General features: G+C 49.9%; 16 protein-coding genes and 1 pseudogene. 1 reads left to right on the plus strand and 16 read right to left on the minus strand.

Annotation, left to right across the window (positions count from 1 at the left end; translation table 11 throughout):
- Window positions 1-103 precede the first annotated feature (103 nt).
- The 8 genes from QWV57_RS09430 to QWV57_RS09465 form a co-directional block, all read right to left on the minus strand.
- Entirely contained in the window at window positions 104-1,291 is a 1,188-nt protein-coding gene (locus QWV57_RS09430) for an iron-containing alcohol dehydrogenase (protein ID WP_301099614.1), read from the minus strand.
- Between the two features lie 75 nt (window positions 1,292-1,366).
- The gene (locus QWV57_RS09435) at window positions 1,367-2,401 is read right to left on the minus strand and encodes a nitronate monooxygenase (RefSeq protein ID WP_301099617.1); all 1,035 of its coding nucleotides are present in this window, start codon (window positions 2,399-2,401) and stop codon (window positions 1,367-1,369) included.
- A 294-nt stretch (window positions 2,402-2,695) separates the two neighbouring features.
- Window positions 2,696-2,998: a hypothetical protein gene (locus QWV57_RS09440; RefSeq protein WP_060787916.1), complete on the minus strand. Its 303-nt coding sequence runs from the start codon at window positions 2,996-2,998 to the stop codon at window positions 2,696-2,698.
- Window positions 2,999-3,110: 112 nt separating this feature from the next.
- Window positions 3,111-4,610 carry a xylulokinase gene (gene xylB, locus QWV57_RS09445; protein ID WP_301099619.1) on the minus strand — a complete coding sequence of 500 codons (1,500 nt, stop codon included), beginning with the start codon at window positions 4,608-4,610 and terminating at the stop codon, window positions 3,111-3,113.
- Window positions 4,611-4,623: 13 nt separating this feature from the next.
- Window positions 4,624-5,961, minus strand: coding sequence for a xylose isomerase (gene xylA, locus QWV57_RS09450; RefSeq protein WP_301099620.1), 1,338 nt, complete (start codon window positions 5,959-5,961; stop codon window positions 4,624-4,626).
- A gap of 92 nt (window positions 5,962-6,053) precedes the next feature.
- Window positions 6,054-7,661, minus strand: coding sequence for a glycoside hydrolase family 43 protein (locus QWV57_RS09455; protein ID WP_301099621.1), 1,608 nt, complete (start codon window positions 7,659-7,661; stop codon window positions 6,054-6,056).
- 44 nt (window positions 7,662-7,705) lie between these two features.
- On the minus strand, window positions 7,706-8,365 hold the full coding sequence (locus QWV57_RS09460; RefSeq protein ID WP_033006097.1) for an SGNH/GDSL hydrolase family protein: 660 nt from the start codon (window positions 8,363-8,365) through the stop codon (window positions 7,706-7,708).
- 47 nt (window positions 8,366-8,412) lie between these two features.
- Complete coding sequence (locus tag QWV57_RS09465) at window positions 8,413-9,207, minus strand: Nif3-like dinuclear metal center hexameric protein (protein ID WP_020755819.1); 795 nt, start codon at window positions 9,205-9,207, stop codon at window positions 8,413-8,415.
- 352 nt (window positions 9,208-9,559) lie between these two features.
- On the opposite strand from QWV57_RS09465, the pseudogene QWV57_RS09470 reads away from it, so the two are divergent.
- Window positions 9,560-9,784: pseudogene (locus tag QWV57_RS09470) on the plus strand (endo-1,4-beta-xylanase); the annotation flags it as partial.
- A 248-nt stretch (window positions 9,785-10,032) separates the two neighbouring features.
- Here the strand turns inward: QWV57_RS09470 and QWV57_RS09475 are convergent.
- The 8 genes from QWV57_RS09475 to QWV57_RS09510 all read right to left on the minus strand — a co-directional run bounded on the left by QWV57_RS09475 (window position 10,033) and on the right by QWV57_RS09510 (window position 18,132).
- A complete protein-coding gene (locus tag QWV57_RS09475; protein WP_021321583.1) occupies window positions 10,033-10,674 on the minus strand; it encodes a YesL family protein in 642 nt (213 codons plus the stop codon).
- 85 nt (window positions 10,675-10,759) lie between these two features.
- On the minus strand, window positions 10,760-11,605 hold the full coding sequence (locus QWV57_RS09480; RefSeq protein WP_044731440.1) for an SDR family oxidoreductase: 846 nt from the start codon (window positions 11,603-11,605) through the stop codon (window positions 10,760-10,762).
- Window positions 11,581-12,696, minus strand: a complete 1,116-nt coding sequence (gene uxuA, locus QWV57_RS09485) for a mannonate dehydratase (protein WP_301099622.1) — start codon at window positions 12,694-12,696, stop codon at window positions 11,581-11,583. Before uxuA ends, QWV57_RS09480 begins: the two co-directional genes overlap by 25 nt.
- 7 nt (window positions 12,697-12,703) lie before the next feature.
- The gene (gene uxaC, locus QWV57_RS09490) at window positions 12,704-14,119 is read right to left on the minus strand and encodes a glucuronate isomerase (RefSeq protein ID WP_301099623.1); all 1,416 of its coding nucleotides are present in this window, start codon (window positions 14,117-14,119) and stop codon (window positions 12,704-12,706) included.
- Window positions 14,120-14,155: 36 nt separating this feature from the next.
- Entirely contained in the window at window positions 14,156-14,854 is a 699-nt protein-coding gene (locus QWV57_RS09495; protein WP_013145193.1) for a GntR family transcriptional regulator, read from the minus strand.
- 115 nt (window positions 14,855-14,969) lie between these two features.
- Complete coding sequence (locus QWV57_RS09500; protein ID WP_015374973.1) at window positions 14,970-15,620, minus strand: bifunctional 4-hydroxy-2-oxoglutarate aldolase/2-dehydro-3-deoxy-phosphogluconate aldolase; 651 nt, start codon at window positions 15,618-15,620, stop codon at window positions 14,970-14,972.
- Between the two features lie 15 nt (window positions 15,621-15,635).
- Window positions 15,636-16,589, minus strand: a complete 954-nt coding sequence (locus tag QWV57_RS09505; RefSeq protein WP_020755812.1) for a sugar kinase — start codon at window positions 16,587-16,589, stop codon at window positions 15,636-15,638.
- 31 nt (window positions 16,590-16,620) lie between these two features.
- Window positions 16,621-18,132, minus strand: a complete 1,512-nt coding sequence (locus tag QWV57_RS09510; protein WP_301099624.1) for a GH39 family glycosyl hydrolase — start codon at window positions 18,130-18,132, stop codon at window positions 16,621-16,623.
- Between the last annotated feature and the right edge of the window lie 8 nt (window positions 18,133-18,140).

Consider the following 18,140-nt stretch of genomic DNA (forward strand, 5'->3'; position numbering starts at 1 on the left):
CGTCACCCCTTGAGCGGAAGGGGATCCAACCTGAGGAGCGAGACCCTATTTCCAACAGCCAAAGAAAAAACAGGAGCCTGAAGCAGCCCCTGTTTTTGTGTTCTCACTGGTTGTTCGGTTCCACGATCGCCCCGGCAAACGCCGCTTGGTAAATCGCGCGGATGTCGGCTTCCAAAAGCGGCATCGGACTGCGGGCGAGCAGCCGTTTTTGCTGGACGGCGTCCTTCGTCAGACTTTCTAATGCGCTTTCCGGAATGCCAAAACCGCCGAGCGTCTTCGGAATGCCGACATCGGCGACGAGGCGCTCGAGCTCCTCGACGCAGCGGCGCGACGCCTCCTCCTCTGATAAAAAGCTTGAGTTGCCGCCAAGGGCGTTTAACATGTCCGCCATTCGTTTCGTGCAGCTTTGGCGGATGTAGCCCATCACATACGGCAAGAGCACGGCGTTCGATTCACCATGGGCGATATGAAACTGCCCGCCAAGCGGATACGCGAGCGCATGCACGCCCGCCACCCCGGCGTTGAAAAACGCCAACCCAGCCAGGTAGCTGCCGTTCGCCATATCGATGCGCGCCTGTTGGTCCGCTCCATGTTCCACCGCCTTGCGCAATGAGCGGGCAATGAGGCGCATCGCCTGAAGCGCCAAGCCGTCCGACGTCGGGCTCGCATTGACCGACACGTACGCCTCGACCGCATGGGTGAGCGCATCGATCCCAGTCGCCGCCGTCACCCGCGGCGGGACGGAAACCGTAAGCTGCGGGTCGACGATCGCCACATCGGCCAGCAAGTAGTCATGCGTCACGACATCTTTCGTCGTGTCTAGCGACAAGACGGAGATGTTCGTCACCTCCGACCCGGTGCCTGATGTCGTCGGAATCAATATTTTCGGCAATCCTTTTTTCTCAAGCGTTCTCGTCCCCGTCAAGTTTAAATACTCGGCGACCGATCCTTCGTGGACAGCCAGCACCGCCGCCAGTTTCGCCAAATCCATCGCGCTGCCGCCGCCGACCCCGATGACGAGATCAAACTCTCCGCCGCGGGCAAACGCCACCGCCTTTTCCCCCGTTTCAAGCGGCGGCTCCGGCACAACATCCGTATACACATGCACGCTGCACCCTGCTTGCCGGAGCGGGGACGTCACTTGCTCGACGAGGCCAATTTTTTCAAGCGCTGGATCGGTGATCACCAACACGTGTGTGCCTCCAAGCCTTTTTACTTCTGGAACTAACTGGCCAAGCGCCCCCCAGCCGACATAGCTGAGCGGCGGAAAGACGATGCGGGATGCGGTCATGGTTTTCTCTCCCCCTTATTCAACATTTTTTCGGAAGAATGAACGCGTTTTCTTTCCATCCGCATAACGAAACTCCTATGCTTGCCAAGCTTCCTCGAGCTCCCGCTTCAGCTCTTCGACAAGCTCCGCCGCCGGAAGTTCCCGCGCCAGCCGATATCCCGTCCCGGCCCAAAGCGACATTCCCTCCGGATCGCCCGCCTTGGCGGCTGCAGCTCGCAGCGGTTTTGTCATATGGTGCACATGCGGATACGCCGCCGGCGCCATGGCGCGATACTCCGCCATAAACCGGTTCACAAGCCCGCGCGCCGGCCGGCCGGTAAACGCCCTCGTCACGGCCGTCTCCACAAACCGCGGATCGGCAAGCGCCTGTTTATGAAGCGGGTGCGCCCCGCTTTCCGGACAGCGCAAAAACGCCGTCCCGAGCTGCACCGCGCTCGCCCCGGCTTTAAGCGCCGCCGCAATGCCGCGCCCATCCATGATCCCGCCCGCCGCCGCGAGCGGAACCCGGACCGCCGCCCGCACTCGGGCCAGCAGCGGAAACAACTCAAGCGCCCCACACTTGTTCAGATCGTTGCCAAACGACGCCCGATGCCCGCCCGCTTCCGCCCCTTGCACACAAAGCGCATCCGCCCCAGCTTTAGCGGCCATTTCGGCTTCCTCCACCGCCGTGACCGTCACGATCACAAACGATCCCGCCTTTTGCAAGGCAGCGATCACTTCTTTGTCCGGGCAACCAAATGTAAAGCTCACAACCGGCACTCGCTCCTGAAGAAGCACATCAAGCTTCGCCGCCCAGTCGTCGTCCTCCCATTTCGGCTCGCCGACTGACGCCCCAAACCGCTCCGCCTCCGCCGCCAGTGCTACACGGTACCGTTCGACCGCCTCCTCATCCACTGTTTTGTCCCCCGGCACAAACACATTTACCCCAAACGGCCGATCCGTCAACGTCCGCAGCTCGTGAATTTCCTTCCTCATGGCCTCCGCTGTCTTGTACCCGCCAGCCAAAAACCCAAGCCCTCCGGCGTTCGACACCGCCGCGGCCAGCGCGGGCGTCGACACTCCGCCTGCCATCGGCGCTTGAATGATCGGGATGGGAAGTGTAGAGAACATGTGTATCTCCCTTCTTTCAGCTAAAACCGTTTTGCCCCTCTCCTATTTTTTTCGCGCTTTGTGCAGGGATTTCCTGCCCCTTGGCAAACGAATCTTTGCGTCTGACGATGCCAGCAGCTACCCGGCCAGCATAGTCCGTTTCACACCTCAAATACTATTATCAAAAAACAGATGTTATCCGCTATCAAAAAACAGATGTTATCCGCGGTTCGATCAATAGACGGACACGAACCATGTCCAATCGCTGTTCCCCGGCGTCCAACAAACGGGCTGCTTGTTTGTGCATTGGTCGCTTTATTCAACATCTTTTAACAAACGGCTGGCCACTTCGATAAACATTTTGCCGTCCTCAAACGAAAAATAGCGCATGCTGTTTTCATGGACAAGTTCTTCGATTTTTGCCCATGTCTCCGTATCGCTGCGATGATGGATGCGTTCGAGTTTCTCTACTTCCAACTTCAAGGCACGAACCACCCATTTCGGCTCATCCGCTAGAAATTGCAGCAACTGTTCTTCCAATTCAGCATTATAAAACGTCTGATTGTAATACGAGTCAAAGAAATATTGAAGATGTTCGAACTCTTTTCGAATGTCCATGTTTCGCTTCCCCCTTTTCAGTTCTTCTTTCAACAAGCATGGCGGGTTGTCCTGCCTCTTAGCCCGATCAAAAAAACTCCCCAAACCATCCACTGGTTTAGGGAGTTTGTCGTCACGGCCGAAACACCTTTAACCGTTTCGCCAGTTCTTTCGTACGCGGATATACATCGCGATAAATCGCAAACAGCTCTTTGTATCGGGCGACCGCATCCGGCCGCGGTTCGACGACGGATTCGACTTGTTTGAACGCATCCGCGCATTGCTTGAGCGAATCGAACCAGCCGACGCCGCAGGCCGCGATCATCGCGGCGCCGAGCCCCGGCCCCTGTTCGTTTTTCAGCTTCTCAACCGGCAGGCCGAAAATATCAGCTTGGATTTGCAGCCACTCGACGCTTTTTGCTCCGCCGCCGATCGAGACGACCGAGTCGATCGTTTTGCCGCTCGCTTTGATGATCTCCACCGACTCGTTGAGCGAGAACGTAATCCCTTCCATGACCGCGCGGGCGAAATCCCATTTCGTCTGCCGCGAGTCGATGCCGATAAACGACCCGCGAATATCGGCGTCCGCATGCGGCGTCCGCTCGCCGACCAAATACGGCGTAAACAACAAGCCGTTCGCACCGATCGGCGACTCGGCAGCGCGCTTGACGATCTCGGCAAACGGCACGTCTTCCGCAAACGTCCGCTTCCACCAGTCAAAGCTGTAGCCCGCCGCCAGCGTCACGCCCATGATATAGTAAGCATTTGGCTCGGCATGGTTGAAGTAATGCACTCGTCCAGCGAAGTCTTTTTCCCCACTTTGTTCATAGGCAAGCACAACGCCGGACGTGCCGATGCTCGACATCATGCGGCCTTCTGCCAAAATGCCCGCGCCAACCGCGCCGCAGGCGTTGTCCGCCCCGCCGGCAAACACTTTCACCGATACCGGCAGCCCCGTCTGCTCGGCCACCTCCGGGCGCAGCGTCCCGACGAACGCCGTCGCCTCGACAAGCGGCGGGCAAAGCGTGAGATCGACGCCGACCGCACGGGCGATCGCCTCGCTCCACGTTTTCGTTTTGATATCCAACAGCAGCGTCCCCGCCGCATCCGATACATCCATCGCCATGTGCCCGGTCAAGCGGAAGCGGACATAATCTTTCGGCAACAAAAACACCCGCGCCCGCTCGTACAGTTCGGGTTCATGGTTTTTCACCCACAGAAGTTTCGGCAGCGTAAACCCTTCCAGCGCCTCATTTTTGGCAATGGAAAGCAGCTGGTCGCGGCCGACCTTTTCTTCAATGATCCGACACTCTTCCGTCGTTCGCGTATCATTCCACAAAATCGCGTTGCGCACGACATTCCCGTCGCCATCAAGTAGCACAAGCCCGTGCATTTGCCCAGAAAAACTCAAGCCCACGACCGACTCCGGAGAAATGCCCGCCGTTTCCCAAACGCGGCGCAACGCCGTAATCGTCTTCTCCACCCAATCGTCCGGGCGCTGCTCACTATAGCCGGAATGCGGCTGGTAGAGGGGATAGGACTCGGTCCATTCCCCTCTGACTTGCCCATTGCGGTCGACAAGCAACACTTTCACCGCACTTGTTCCTAAATCGACGCCAATGACATATTCCACGCTCATCCCTCTTTCACGAACGAGATCCACTCGGCGCGCTGACTTCGAGCAAATATTGATTCAGCAACGTTTTCAAGCGCTCAAGACGTCCGGACGTATTGCGAATGTCGCCAAGCTGCAACGCGTATTGCTCCAGCTTGTGGAAGTCCGCCGTTCCTTCGACGATCTCGCGGCCAATGCCTTCCGTATAGCTTTTGTACCGCTCTTCGATGAACTGTTCAAACACGCGGTCTTCCAGCAAGCGATGAGCGACTTTCAAACCAATCGCAAAGCTGTCCATCCCGGCGATATGAGCGTAGAACAAATCTTCCGGTTCGAACGAGCCTCTCCGTACTTTCGCGTCAAAGTTCAAGCCGCCGCGCCCAAGGCCGCCGTTTTGCAAAATTTCGTACATCGCCAGCGTCGTCGCATACAAATCGGTCGGGAACTCGTCCGTATCCCAGCCGAGCAGCGTATCGCCTTGGTTCGCATCGACCGAGCCCAACATGCCATGAATGCGGGCGACGCGCAGCTCATGCTCAAACGTATGCCCGGCCAATGTCGCATGGTTCGCTTCAATGTTGAATTTGAAATGATCCTTGAGCCCGTATGTTTGCAAGAACGCCAACGCCGTCGCCACATCAAAATCGTATTGATGCTTCGTCGGCTCTTTCGGCTTCGGCTCGATCAAAAACTGGCCGTCAAAGCCGATTTCTTTCGCATAGTCGACCGCCATGTGCAAGAAGCGGGCTAAGTTGTCAAGCTCCAGCTTCATGTCCGTATTCAAGAGCGTCTCATAACCTTCCCGGCCGCCCCAAAACACGTAGTTTTCCGCTCCGAGCCGTTTGGCGATCTCGAGCCCTTTTTTCACTTTCGCCGCCGCATAGGCGAACACATCGGCGTTGCACGATGTCGCCGCCCCATGAACGAAGCGTGGATGGCTGAACAAGTTCGCCGTATTCCACAGCAGCTTCGTTTTGCTTGTTTTCATGTATTCTTCAATCATATCGACGATTTCATCCAAGTTTTTGTATGTCTCGCTGAGCGTTTCCCCTTCTGGCGCAATGTCGACATCATGGAAGCAGAAAAACGGAACGTTCAGCTTTTCAAACAGTTCAAACGCCGCCTCCACGCGCGCCTTGGCCAAATCCATGCCGCTGTATTTGTCCCACGGGCGAATCATATTGCCGACGCCAAACGGATCCGATCCATCCCCCGTGAACGTATGCCAATACGCGACCGAAAAACGCAAATGCTCCTCCATTGTTTTGTCGCCGACTTTTTCTTCCGGATTATAAAACTTAAACGCCAACGGATTGCGCGACTCTGGTCCTTCATATGGAATGGTGCCGATATTCGGGAAATACGCCATGTCCAAGTCCTCCTTAAATAAGCGAGAATGATTTGTTTCAGTTTTATTATAACGCTTTCATATTTGTTTGTCTATCATATAAACAAAGTATTCTATAATTCTTTGTACAAAAAATAGTCAAAATCCGCATAGTTGTTTTGCCCCGAACCGTCCCGACAATGCATGCCCACAAACGCTCCGGTAAACGCAGCCCGGCTTTTGATATAGTCATCCGACAGTTTATATGATTCAAACGTGACAGGAAGATCAATCCAATTCATTCCATCGAAAGAATAAGAGTATTTGTACGTTGTCGCTTGCACGGTTACCCGTAAATACACATACTCAACGTCATCAGGAACGACAATCTCCCGTCCCCGCAACGGTTGATCAACCACGAGATGGTCGCATGTCATCAATTCAAGAATCCGTCCTTTTTCCTCATGCCATGTGATTTGAAGCGTCGTCCAGTTTTGCGTATTGTAATAGTTTACTAGACCAGCCGATTGCTGAAAGGTTGTGGGGCGAAAGGACACTTTCGTCTCGGCAACAAAATGAAAGTGCTGCCATCGTCTGGCGACAAACGCCTGTGTAAACCGGGAAGTAAGCGACTCTCTTCCGTACAGCCGCAAATGTCCCGGACGAGCCTTTAAGGTAGCGATGTCTTCCCCTAAAGGAATTCGTAATGTTTGAAAATGGTGATTTAATGTATCACCATCAAAATCATCTTTTTCATCGTAATCTTTTTCCCACGGAACTTCCTCAACGTTCGGCCCGTCGATTTCTAACGAAGGCCCGTTTCCTCCGACCACATAGGGCCATCCATCTTTCCATTCAAGCCGCTGAATCGCTGTTTCACGTCCGAGCGGGCAATAGCCGCGGTGTTCCAGCAGCGGCTGTCCTTCTCTTGGCAACGGCCGGCCGGTTAAGTGCACGAGAAACCACTCATCCGTATGAGTATGGACAATCGACGCATGGCCGGCCTTTTGCAGCGGATTGCGCGGGTAAAGCCAAGACGTAATCAGCGGATTGTCGGGATGCACCTCATACGGACCATAGAGAGAGCGCGACCGGGCAATCGTCGCCGCATGGTTGTACCGCGTTCCCCCTTCCGCCGTCAATAAATAATAATAACCATTGATTTTATACAAATGCGGCCCTTCTGTAATTCTTAAGTCCGTTCCTTTGAAAATAATTTTCGGCTCACCAACCAATTTTTTCTGTTCCACACTGTATTCTTGAAGCACAATCCCGTAAAACGGATGATGGCCGACGCGGTGATCCCAATACATATTCACCAAGTATTTTCTTCCGTCCTCATCGTGAAAGAGAGACGGGTCAAACCCAGAGCTATTTAAATAAATCGGATCCGACCACTCACCATCGATCGTGTCGCACGTCACAAGATAGTTGTGCCCATCCTTCCACTGGCCTTCGACAACTTTCACATCCGTATAAATGAGCCAAAACTTCCCGTCGCTGTACGACAAATGCGGCGCCCAAACGCCCCCGGAATCCGGGTTTCCGATCATATTCAATTGGCTTAACCGATTCAATGGCCGCGCCACCAAACGCCAATTCTTTAAATCTTTCGAATGATAAATTCTCACCCCCGGGAACCATTCGAACGTCGAAACGGCAATGTAATAGTCATCTCCCGCCCGGCAAATGGATGGATCGGGATGGAAGCCGGTTAAAATAGGATTTTTGATTTTGGACAATTGTACTCGTCCCCCTTTCTAAGGATGTATGTATGATTAATTTATTATCTAGACCTAACCCACTCAAACCCAATCTCCCTCAAAAACGCCCTTGCCAAAATCATATGTCCCGCAACGGACGGGTGAACCCGATCCCAAGCGAGCGCAGCCGGGTAAAGCGTCTTTAATACTTCATTGAAAGCTGCTTGGGTATCGACGAATAAACTGTTTGTTTCTTCCGCAATTTGCTTGACAACACGGCCATATTGATCCATTGTTCGGCGCATCGGATCCTGTTCATTTCCTTCGATATAAAACGGTGTCATCAAAATGATTCCTTTCACAAGCGGCTTCGTCTCGAGCACAAGGCTGCGGAGCGTCGCTTCATATTCATCCAAGTATACATGTTTTTCTTTCATGAACGGCAAATCATATTGCCGCCAAACATCGTTAATACCGATCATGATCGATACCCAGTCTGGCTTTTGGTCGATGACATCTTCTTTCCATCTTGCTTTCAAATCCCGCACCGTATTGCCGCTGACACCTTTATTGACGACGCGAATGCCTAGTTCGGGGTAAACCGCTTGCAAGAGACCATCCACATAAGCGACATATCCCGTGCCCAACGCTCCGAATGATCCTTCTCCCTCTGGCCGAGCGCGGCCGCAATCAGTGATCGAATCACCAATAAAGAGCAATTTTTCGCCAGAGCCGATTTTCATTCTCCTCTTTTCCTCCCTTGAAGTCCTATTCAAATTTGAAGTCCTATTCAAATCACCTGAAAAATCGGTCGCTCTCGAAGAAAATGGACGGGGATATCCGGAAACTGCTCCCCTAGCCATTCGGCCAAATACTTCATGCCTGGCTCTTCGCTTTCCGCATGTCCCAGTACAATCAACGCCTTTTGTCTTCCTTGGTACACGGCATCCCGAATATATTCCGGCGTCTCCCATTCAGGCCCCTCTCCATACATAATCGCATCGAGATGTTCCTGTTCAAACAATGGAATCGACAATGCCCCGCCGCCTCGATACCCCACCAATATTCCAATGCGGGTGCATGGCGCAGATAAATCTCCAGCGATACGTACAAATGGAATGCTCAATTTTTCCTTCGCATATTCAGCCACTTCCTTTGCCGTCATGCAGGGAATCGCTACAATCGCAGCGGCCGGCAAATATTTAGAAACATATGACTCCCACCCCAAAGCGCGAATGAAACCGACCATGATGCCATCCGGTTGATGCCGATGCCAATAATCATGAAATCGGTAAATCGCAATGCCCGACTCGCAGATCAAACGAATCTTTTCCTGATGTACCGGATCCTTTTGCATCATGTCGGTGTTGTCAGTATGGCTATAAAATAATCCTTCATGAGTAATGAGCAGATTGGCCTCCATTGAGACGGCTTGTTGGATCACACGATATGTAGGCATGAAGCTCGTTGCAATCCCCTTCACTTCCATGTTAGGGTCGCCATACTGAAGAGTATCCACGGTATTGGGAATTTTCCCAACCGATGCCGTTAATCGCTCTATCACATCTTGAACAGTAGTTGCCATAATTCTGCTCCTCTCGCCTGTTACGTCAGCTGTTATGAAATCCACTTCTCCATGTTTATTCATGAAAAATAAGTGGTAAGCAACGATTTTAATTTTAGACTACTTTGTTCTGACTCTCTGAAGATATCGTTCCGCTACTCTAAAATCTTATTTTGTTTCTCCTTCTCGAAAATAACGGCTAAAAACATTGCAACTAAGTATGTTTTGTATTCAAACTAATTATATACAGAATTTTTTTAACTTTCAAGTATGCCATTCGTACATCATCATCCAGTAAAAAGAGTGCTGTCCGTTTTCACTGTTGAGACAAATATTCGCTGCCGTTACATCACCGAGCTTCCAACCATATTATTTGAGCGATAAAATTAGCAACGTCACCTTCTGGGGCATCGCCGACAATCATACGTGGCTCGACAGCCGCGCGGATGTGTACTATGACGCCAACGGGAATGTTGTGGTTGAACCGAACGCTCCGTACGCAAAAGTGGAAAAAGGGAAAGGAAAAGATGCGCCGTTCGTTTTTGGACCGGATTACAAAGTCAAACCCGCATATTGGGCTATTATCGACCACAAATAGACAGCCAAAAGCACATAGGTGTCTCCAGCAAAGAAGAGGATGTCTCAACAGCAACGAGGCATCCTCTTTCTATATATACCGTATTGAACGAATTCACTTCTATATCCGGTGTTTCATCGAGAGGACAGACATCCTTTTAAGCCAGCCCTTTTTGATCGCTTGTGTTGACAACTCCTTAGTCCGCTTCAGCTTCTTTTAAGCCATAATGGACCTTTTTCTATATTTACTCTTAAGGGAAAGTGTTCATATCACCCCCCTTGTTTCCTGACCTCCAGCCTTTCCTCTGTTTTGCGAAATACACGCAATGCGCCGCTCATCACCACCAAGGCGAGCGAACTGATGCTGAAAAACGGGATCAGCCCCGGAATATACATCAATAAGACGAACAAGACCCCAACACTCATCAGCATCACGAGCGTCATGAGTGGATTGGCCATTCCAATGAGAAAGGCATATTTGATATATTGCCAAAAGCGCAATTCGTAATGCACATAGATCGGAAATACATATAAAAGCGTCACTGTATAAAAAATGAAAATGATCAGCAAAGCAACAGAAAACGGAAATCTCCATTCTATTGGCACGTGAGCGAGGTATAAAAGATCGATATAGAAAATATACGCTGCCGCCATCAACAAAAGCCCAATCCGGTTCGCCCGCCAAAATTCACCTTTATACGTACGAACGAATGTTTTCAGCACTGGAACATCGTGATCGTGAAAGAGAAGCCACTTCCTTACGATCGTAAACAGCGCCACCGTCGCCGGCGCAATGCCGAGAATGACAAGTCCAAGGACGGTAAAGACAAACCATAATAGATTGATGTATGCAAGTCTTGTAATCCATTCACAAGCTCGATACAACTTTCCATCCAGCAAGCCGGTGCGCATAATTCATCCACCTTTTCTTCTTTTCTTGTTTTTTACCAGTATATCATAAGTCAAAAAAAGAGGGGAGGCTTTGTTTACCCTCCCTTCAAACTCCGGCATAAGCCAAAAAGCCGCCATCAACAGGAACAGTCGTTCCAGTGACAAATCCGCTCATTTGATCATCCACAAGCCAAAGCAAAGTCCCCAGCAAGTCTTCCGGCTTGCCGAGCCGCCGCATCGGTGTATGCATCAAAATTTTTTTCGTCCGCTCTGTATACGATCCGTCAGGATGTTTCAAAAGATGTTCATTTTGTTTCGTCAAAAAGAACCCCGGGGCAATCGCATTGACGCGAACCCCGATCTCGGCGACATGCACAGCCAACCATTTCGTGAAGTTTTCAATTCCCGCTTTAGCCGCACTGTACGCCGGCACTTTCGTCATCGGCCGCGGAGCGCTCATCGAGGAAATATTAATGATGGTTCCCCCTCTGCCCACCATCTGTTTGAGAAAATGCTGCGTCGGGATGATCGTCCCAAGAATATTTAAATCAAAAACATAGGAAAACCCTTCTGTCGTCAAATCGAAAAACGTTGTAATGTCTTGATTCTCTAGATCCTGCAACTCGAGTATTTCCTTTGTCGTAATGCCCTGCGGATGGTTTCCGCCTGCCCCATTAATCAGGACATCGCACGGCCCGTAAACGTCCGCTACCATTTCTGCCGCCTGTTTGACGCGTTCAACATCCAGAACATCGCACGAAATGGCCAGCGCCTCACCTCCTCGCTCTTCAATTTCATTCTTGATTCTTTCAGCTTTCTCGAGCGTTCGGTTTAAAAGCGCCACTTTCATTCCTTGGCGGGCCAGCTCTTTCGCCATGCAGCTGCACAATACCCCACCCCCGCCCGTTACAACCGCTACCTTGCCTTTTAAACTTGGATGGATCGGGAGCATGCCTTCTCACCTTCCTGCTTCTTTTTTTCATTCTCCAAACTATCCCAAATGCCAAGCAAGTACATAATGCCAAGCGCCCGGTCGTACAACCCGTAACCTGGACGAGCTTGTTCCCCCCAAATCATTCGGCCGTGATCTGGTCGAATGTACCCTTGAAAATCAGCTTCATGCAACGCTTTCACGATCTCGCATATATTCAACGAACCGTCGCAACTGCGATGAGACGTTTCCTCAAAATCGCCGTTCGCGTGAATTTCGACATTCCGTACATGAGCAAATGGCACTCGTCCCATTCGCAAAAAATGGCGGAAAATGTCCGGAACATCGTTGGCCGGATTGGCTCCAAGCGATCCGGAGCATAATGTCAACCCGTTCGCTGGACTGTTGACCATATGAACGATTCGATCCAAATTCTCCTTATTGGTCGCAATCCGCGGCAATCCGAACACTGACCAGGGCGGATCATCAGGATGAAGAGCCATCCGAACGCCACACTCTTCCGCTACTGGAACGATTTGTTCCAAAAAGTAACGCAAATGGTCAAATAGATCATCTTCGGTTACCCCTTTATATAGCGAAAAAAGAGACTTGATTGTTTTCAAGCGTTCCGGTTCCCATCCCGGAAGCAAAAACCCGTTCGCTCCGCTTTCAATGCGGCGGATCATTTCCTCTGGATCGATTTGTTCAATCTTTTGTTTCTCATAGGCGAGCACCGTCGACCCGTCAGGCCGCCTTTTGGCTAAATCAGAACGGGTCCAGTCAAAAATCGGCATAAAGTTGTAACAAATCACTTTCACTCCTGCTCTCGCCAAGTTGCGAATCGTTTGTTTATAGTTTTCAATATATCGATCTCGCGAGGGTAAACCAAGTTTAATATCTTCGTGGACGTTGACGCTCTCAATGACTTCAAGATGAAATCCTTTTTCATTTACCTGCCGTTTGAGTTCCAATATATCATCAAGCGGCCATACTTCCCCGACTGGAATATGATATAGAGCTCCAACGATTCCTTCAACTCCTGGAATTTGCCGAATATGATCTAATGAAACAGTATCATGTTCCTTTCCGAACCAGCGAAACGTCATTTTCATTCTGATCTCATCCCCCACTCACGCCGACTTGAAAGTATTGTTTCGCGTTGAAGTAACATACATCTTGAACGATTTTCCCTAAAAAATCATAGTCTTGCGGCACCTCTCCTTTTTCAATCCATGAACCGATCAAATTGCATACAATTCTGCGAAAATACTCGTGGCGTACATAAGACACAAAACTCCTTGAATCGGTCAACATTCCGACAAACGTGCTGAACACACCGACATTGGCAAGATCCGTCAAGTGTCTGATGATGCCATCTTGATGATCATTGAACCACCAAGCTGCGCCAAATTGAACTTTCCCTTTTACTCCTTCTGATTGAAAATTGCCGACCGTTGAGGCGACAATATAGTTATAAGCAGGGTTTAATGTGTACACAATCGTTTTTGGCAGTTGATCGCGACGCTCTAGCTCATTAAGAAAGGCATTTAACGGCTGGGCAAGGAAAAAGTCATGAATCGAATCATATCCTGTATTCGGACCAAGACGCCGGAACATCTTTTCATTTGTATTTCGAATCGAACCGATGTGCAGCTGCATCACCCAACCAAGTGAGTGGTACAATCGGGCTAAGAAGCATAAAGTGAAAGTTTTATATTTTTCCTCCTCCTCACGGCTGAGGACAAATCCATTTTTTCGTTTTTGAAAAATATCGTTTGCTTCCTTCCAACCGCATTCTGAATACGGCATCGATTCTAAGCCGTGATCAGCCATCCGGCATCCTTTCTCGTGAAAATAACGCACTCGGCTTTCAATGGCTTGCAGCAGCTGATCGTAATCATGAATCGGCAGGCCAGCTGCTTCCCCTAGCTTTCCCACATAGTCTAAAAACGAAGGGCGGTTGATTTCAATGACTGCATCAGGACGAAAAGACGGAACAATCTTTACTGGAAATGATGGATCTTGGGCAATTGCTTGATGATCAGCTAAATCATCGAGCGGATCGTCCGTTGTCCCAATCCACTCCACATTAGATTTGACCATGAAAGAGCGGGCTGAGAATCCTTCCTGTCTCAATAAAGCGTTGCAATGATCCCAAATTTCGCGCCACGTCCGCTCATTCAGAAGAGCATCCACTTGAAAATAGCGTTTTAGCTCTAAATGTGTCCAATGATAGAGTGGATTCCCGATGCAATACGGCACCGTTTTCGCCCATGCTTGAAACTTTTCCTCTGGAGAGGCGTTTCCGGTAATATACTTTTCTTCGACTCCCATCGCCCGCATCGCCCGCCATTTGTAATGATCCCCCTCGAGCCAAAGCTCCGTCATATCATGAAACCGCCGGTCTTCCGCAATCTCTTTTGCGCTCAAATGGCAGTGATAATCAATAATCGGCAATGATTTCGCATAGTCATGGTATAACACTTCAGCATGCTTGTTTTGCAACAAAAAATTTTCATGAATGAACGGCTGCACACTGTCTCCCTCCCGCAAAGCGAAACTTCCAACAACTTATACAAAATAATGAGGATACTGCCTTTTTAGTACGTCTTTTTCAATTTCGACAAGCCGCAAATGCTCTTCCATCACCTGACGCACTTTCTCTGCTTCTTTATTCGCAATTAACCGATAAATTTGCTTGTGATGGGAAATAATAATGTCCCAATCAAGATCGGATGATAGTCTCAGTACACGCAAACGATTGAAATGACTGTTTAAACTTTGCACCATTTTCCACGAGCGCGACATTCGGCAGCCATCGTAAATGAGCTGATGGAACTTTTCATCAAGCTCAAACAACTCAAGAAAATTTCCTTTTTCGGCACACAACTCTTGCATCGCAATATTCTTCTCCATTTCAAATAGATGATCTTGACGCAATTTCGTACAAGCTAAAACGGCCACTTCTTTCTCGACAACCTCGCGGATAAAGCGCCCTTCCTCCACATGTTCCAAGTTGATGCGCGAAACAATGGTTCCGCTTTGCGGAATAATATCAAGCAATTCTTCTTGCGCCAGTTTGAGAAATGCTTCCCGCACCGGGGTGCGGCTAATATGCAATTGCTCAGCAATTTCCTTTTCGGAAATTTTTGTTCCTGGTTCCAACTCAAGGCGCAAAATCTTTTCCTTTAGCATCTCGTACAACTGGTCGCGCGCCGAACCCCTGACAGAACTTTTAATTTGTTGGCTTTGTTGGGCAGTAAAGATCACCTTGCGATTCCCCTTTTTCTTATATACTAGTATGGCAGTGAGAAAGTACATCCATGATCATGTGTTTTCTTCCAATGTAGGAAAGAACATATTTCCTGTCAAATTTCTCAGCGATTCATTCACCCGCATTCTCTCCCCTCACCTTGTGCACAATCGAGACCCATTGAGCTGCCCGTTCGGCAATGATCTTCCACTGATCGTTTTCCAATGCCCCTTCAACCTTCACTAACGAGTTCCCGACACCGATGGCATCCACTCCCGCTTTTATATACTCTCCAGCCGTTTTCAGATTGATTCCTCCAGTTGCGATGAGGGGGATGTGGGGGAGCGGCTCCTTTATGCTTCGAATATAGTTTGGCCCAAACACATGAGCAGGAAATACTTTCACCATATCAGCCCCGTGCTGAAAAGCATTCACAATTTCGGTCGGCGTCAATCCTCCTGCGATACTGACAACGCGATTTTGTTTTGCCGCCTGAATCACATCAATAGAAAGGAAGGGAGAAACGATAAACCGCGCCCCAGCTGAAATCGCCCTCTGTGCTGTTTCAGCGTCCAGCACCGTTCCCGCACCGATCAACATATCTTTCAGTTCCCTTGCAGCCTTTTCCAACGCGGCCAAAGCCCCAGCTGTTTCCATCGTAATTTCCATGATTGGAATGCCTCCCTGCCGCAAAGCCAATGACAGCGGAAGAACAGTATCAACCGTCGCACCGCGGACGACTGGAATGATGCCAATCTCTCGAATCATTTGGACTACCTTCATGTAGGTTCATCTCCTTTATCGCGTAACATCTTCCCGTCGCTGATTTATCAAGCGCTCGACGTCATCGCGTTCCGGCATGCCATCAGCATCCCCCTCGACCATTGTCACAAGCGCGCCGACTGCATTCGCTCGCTGTACCGCTTCTGTTAAACGAAGTCCTTCAAGCAGTCCGGATAGCAGCCCAGCGGCAAACCCATCCCCAGCACCGACAGGGTCGATTACCCTTTCAACAGGAAACCCTGGAACATACTCATGATGCGCATTCGTAAAATAATGCGCCCCATTTGCGCCTAGTTTAATGACAACGAGCGAAGCGCCCATGTCAAGCAGCCGGCTTCCCCATTCCTCAACCGAATGTTTTCCGAATAAAAACGATGCCTCAGCTTCTCCAGGGAGAACCACATCTGATTCAGCTGCCATGCGAAGCATCACTTCCTTGGCCCGATCCGCTTCATTCCATAGTTTCAACCGCAAATTCGGATCAAAAACGATTTTCACCCCGTGACGACGAGCGATCGCCATGGCGGCAAAGATCGTTTCACGACAATTCTCGCTTAACGCCGGAGTGATTCCCGTAATATGCAAATACTTTGCCTCTGCGATATATTTCTCATCCAAGTCGGCAGGCGTCAGCCTGCTCGCCGCTGATCCTTTGCGATAGTAATACACCCGCGTATCGTTTGGACGTCTTTGTTCCTTAAAGTAAATGCCGGTCGGCGCTTCCCCATCCATTTTTACCCGGCTGACATCCACTCCCTCACCTTTCAGGAAAGACAAAATCGCCTTTCCAAACTCATCGCTTCCGACCTTGCTGATCCATCCTACACGATGGCCTAATCGAGCAAGGCCGACAGCGACATTGGATTCCGCTCCGCCAATCCGCATAGTAAAGGTGGTCGCCTGTCTCATCAAGCCGACACTTGTTGGTGTAAATACGGCCATCGATTCGCCAATGGTGACTACGTCCATCTCGTCCCTCCAAAACCATTTTGGTAATCTTTCATGAAGAATACGATGTTATTTCACCATCATCTAAGCCGACATATGTGCTTGTCTCATCTCGAATTTGCTCAATCTCGATTAATGTCACCTCGTTTTTTGATAGGACAATAGATAAATGAATCACACCGTCCGTTGCCCGTCTCTGCTCCGTCATCACATGAGGCTGCGCCACTTGACGCAACGTTTCCACCGCTTGACGGCTTGGAAAACGGGGACGCCCCATCTGTTTCCAAACTCTCCACGCGTTCCCGTACTGCTCATTGACGATTTGCCGCTTGATAAAAACAGCGGAAAATGAAACTGGAATCACCAGCTGCACTTCTTTTGTCAATCCTTCCCCTTTTTCCATCACTAAATTCCAAAGCACTGCGGCAATCGATCCATCTTTCCGCCTTGTCACAATCATTTCGGAATCGCGATACAGCAACTCATCACCTAGAGCATTAAAGAACGTAAACGCATGAAATGTCGGTTTGGGAATCGAGTGAAGCGCAACTAGACCGAACCCACCGTGAAACAACGCCTTCGGAACGTCCATTTCTTCAAACACATCACTGAACGTCCAATATGAAAACGAGTCGACGTAATCTCCCCCCTCACTTAAAATACGGGCAATGTATGCTGCATTGAGCGCCGTATCATGAACCGGGTTGATGGGGCTGTACGATGTATTATATTCGGTAATATGCAATGGCAAATGCGGAAACGGAGACTGGCGAATCAAGGCGCGCACCGTTTTGAATTGCTCCAACATATCTTCTGGCGGCTCAAGCTCTTGATAGTAATATTCAAACGTTTTCTTATGCGGCGCCTTCGATGTATAGGCATGGCGGCTGACAAAATCAACAGGCACCCTCCGTTCGGCGCAAAAGTGGAGAAAATCCGTAATCCATTCATCGCTTCCTCCGCAAATGGCCGGTCCCCCAACTTGCAAATGAGGATCAACGCTTTTTACCGCTCGGGCTGTCACCTCGTACAGCTTAAAATACTCCTGTTTGTTGGCATCTTTCCAGAAGTTCACTAAATTAGGTTCATTCCATACTTCAAACAGCCATGTCCGCACTTCCTCAATCCCGTATCGCTCAATGAAATGGGAAACGACCGCTACGATGAGATCACGCCACTTGTTATAATCTTTCGGGGGTGTAACGTTGCCTTTCCAATAAAAAACTGTTTGGTCTCCCGAAGCAAGCGCTTTTGGCATAAATCCAAATTCAATAAACGGCCGGATATTCAACGCTAAATACGAATCAACAATCCGGTCGATGTACGTAAAGTTATAAAACGGCTTCATTTCCCCATCGATTTCGACTTCTCGATAAATTCCGACATCATCGGAAAGCAAGCCATGACCGCGGATGTATCGAAACCCTATTTTCTCTTGCACGAGTTTCAAGTGATCCAAATACTCCTTTTGCAAAGCAAGGCCGAGCCGCCCGGTGCCAACGCAAAATTTCCAATTCTTTTTAAACTTCTCCCTCCCGTTGCTTGGCACGTTTACAACCTTCATGCTCCTCT

The sequence above is a fragment of the Geobacillus zalihae genome (assembly GCF_030414215.1).
Taxonomy (GTDB): domain Bacteria; phylum Bacillota; class Bacilli; order Bacillales; family Anoxybacillaceae; genus Geobacillus; species Geobacillus zalihae.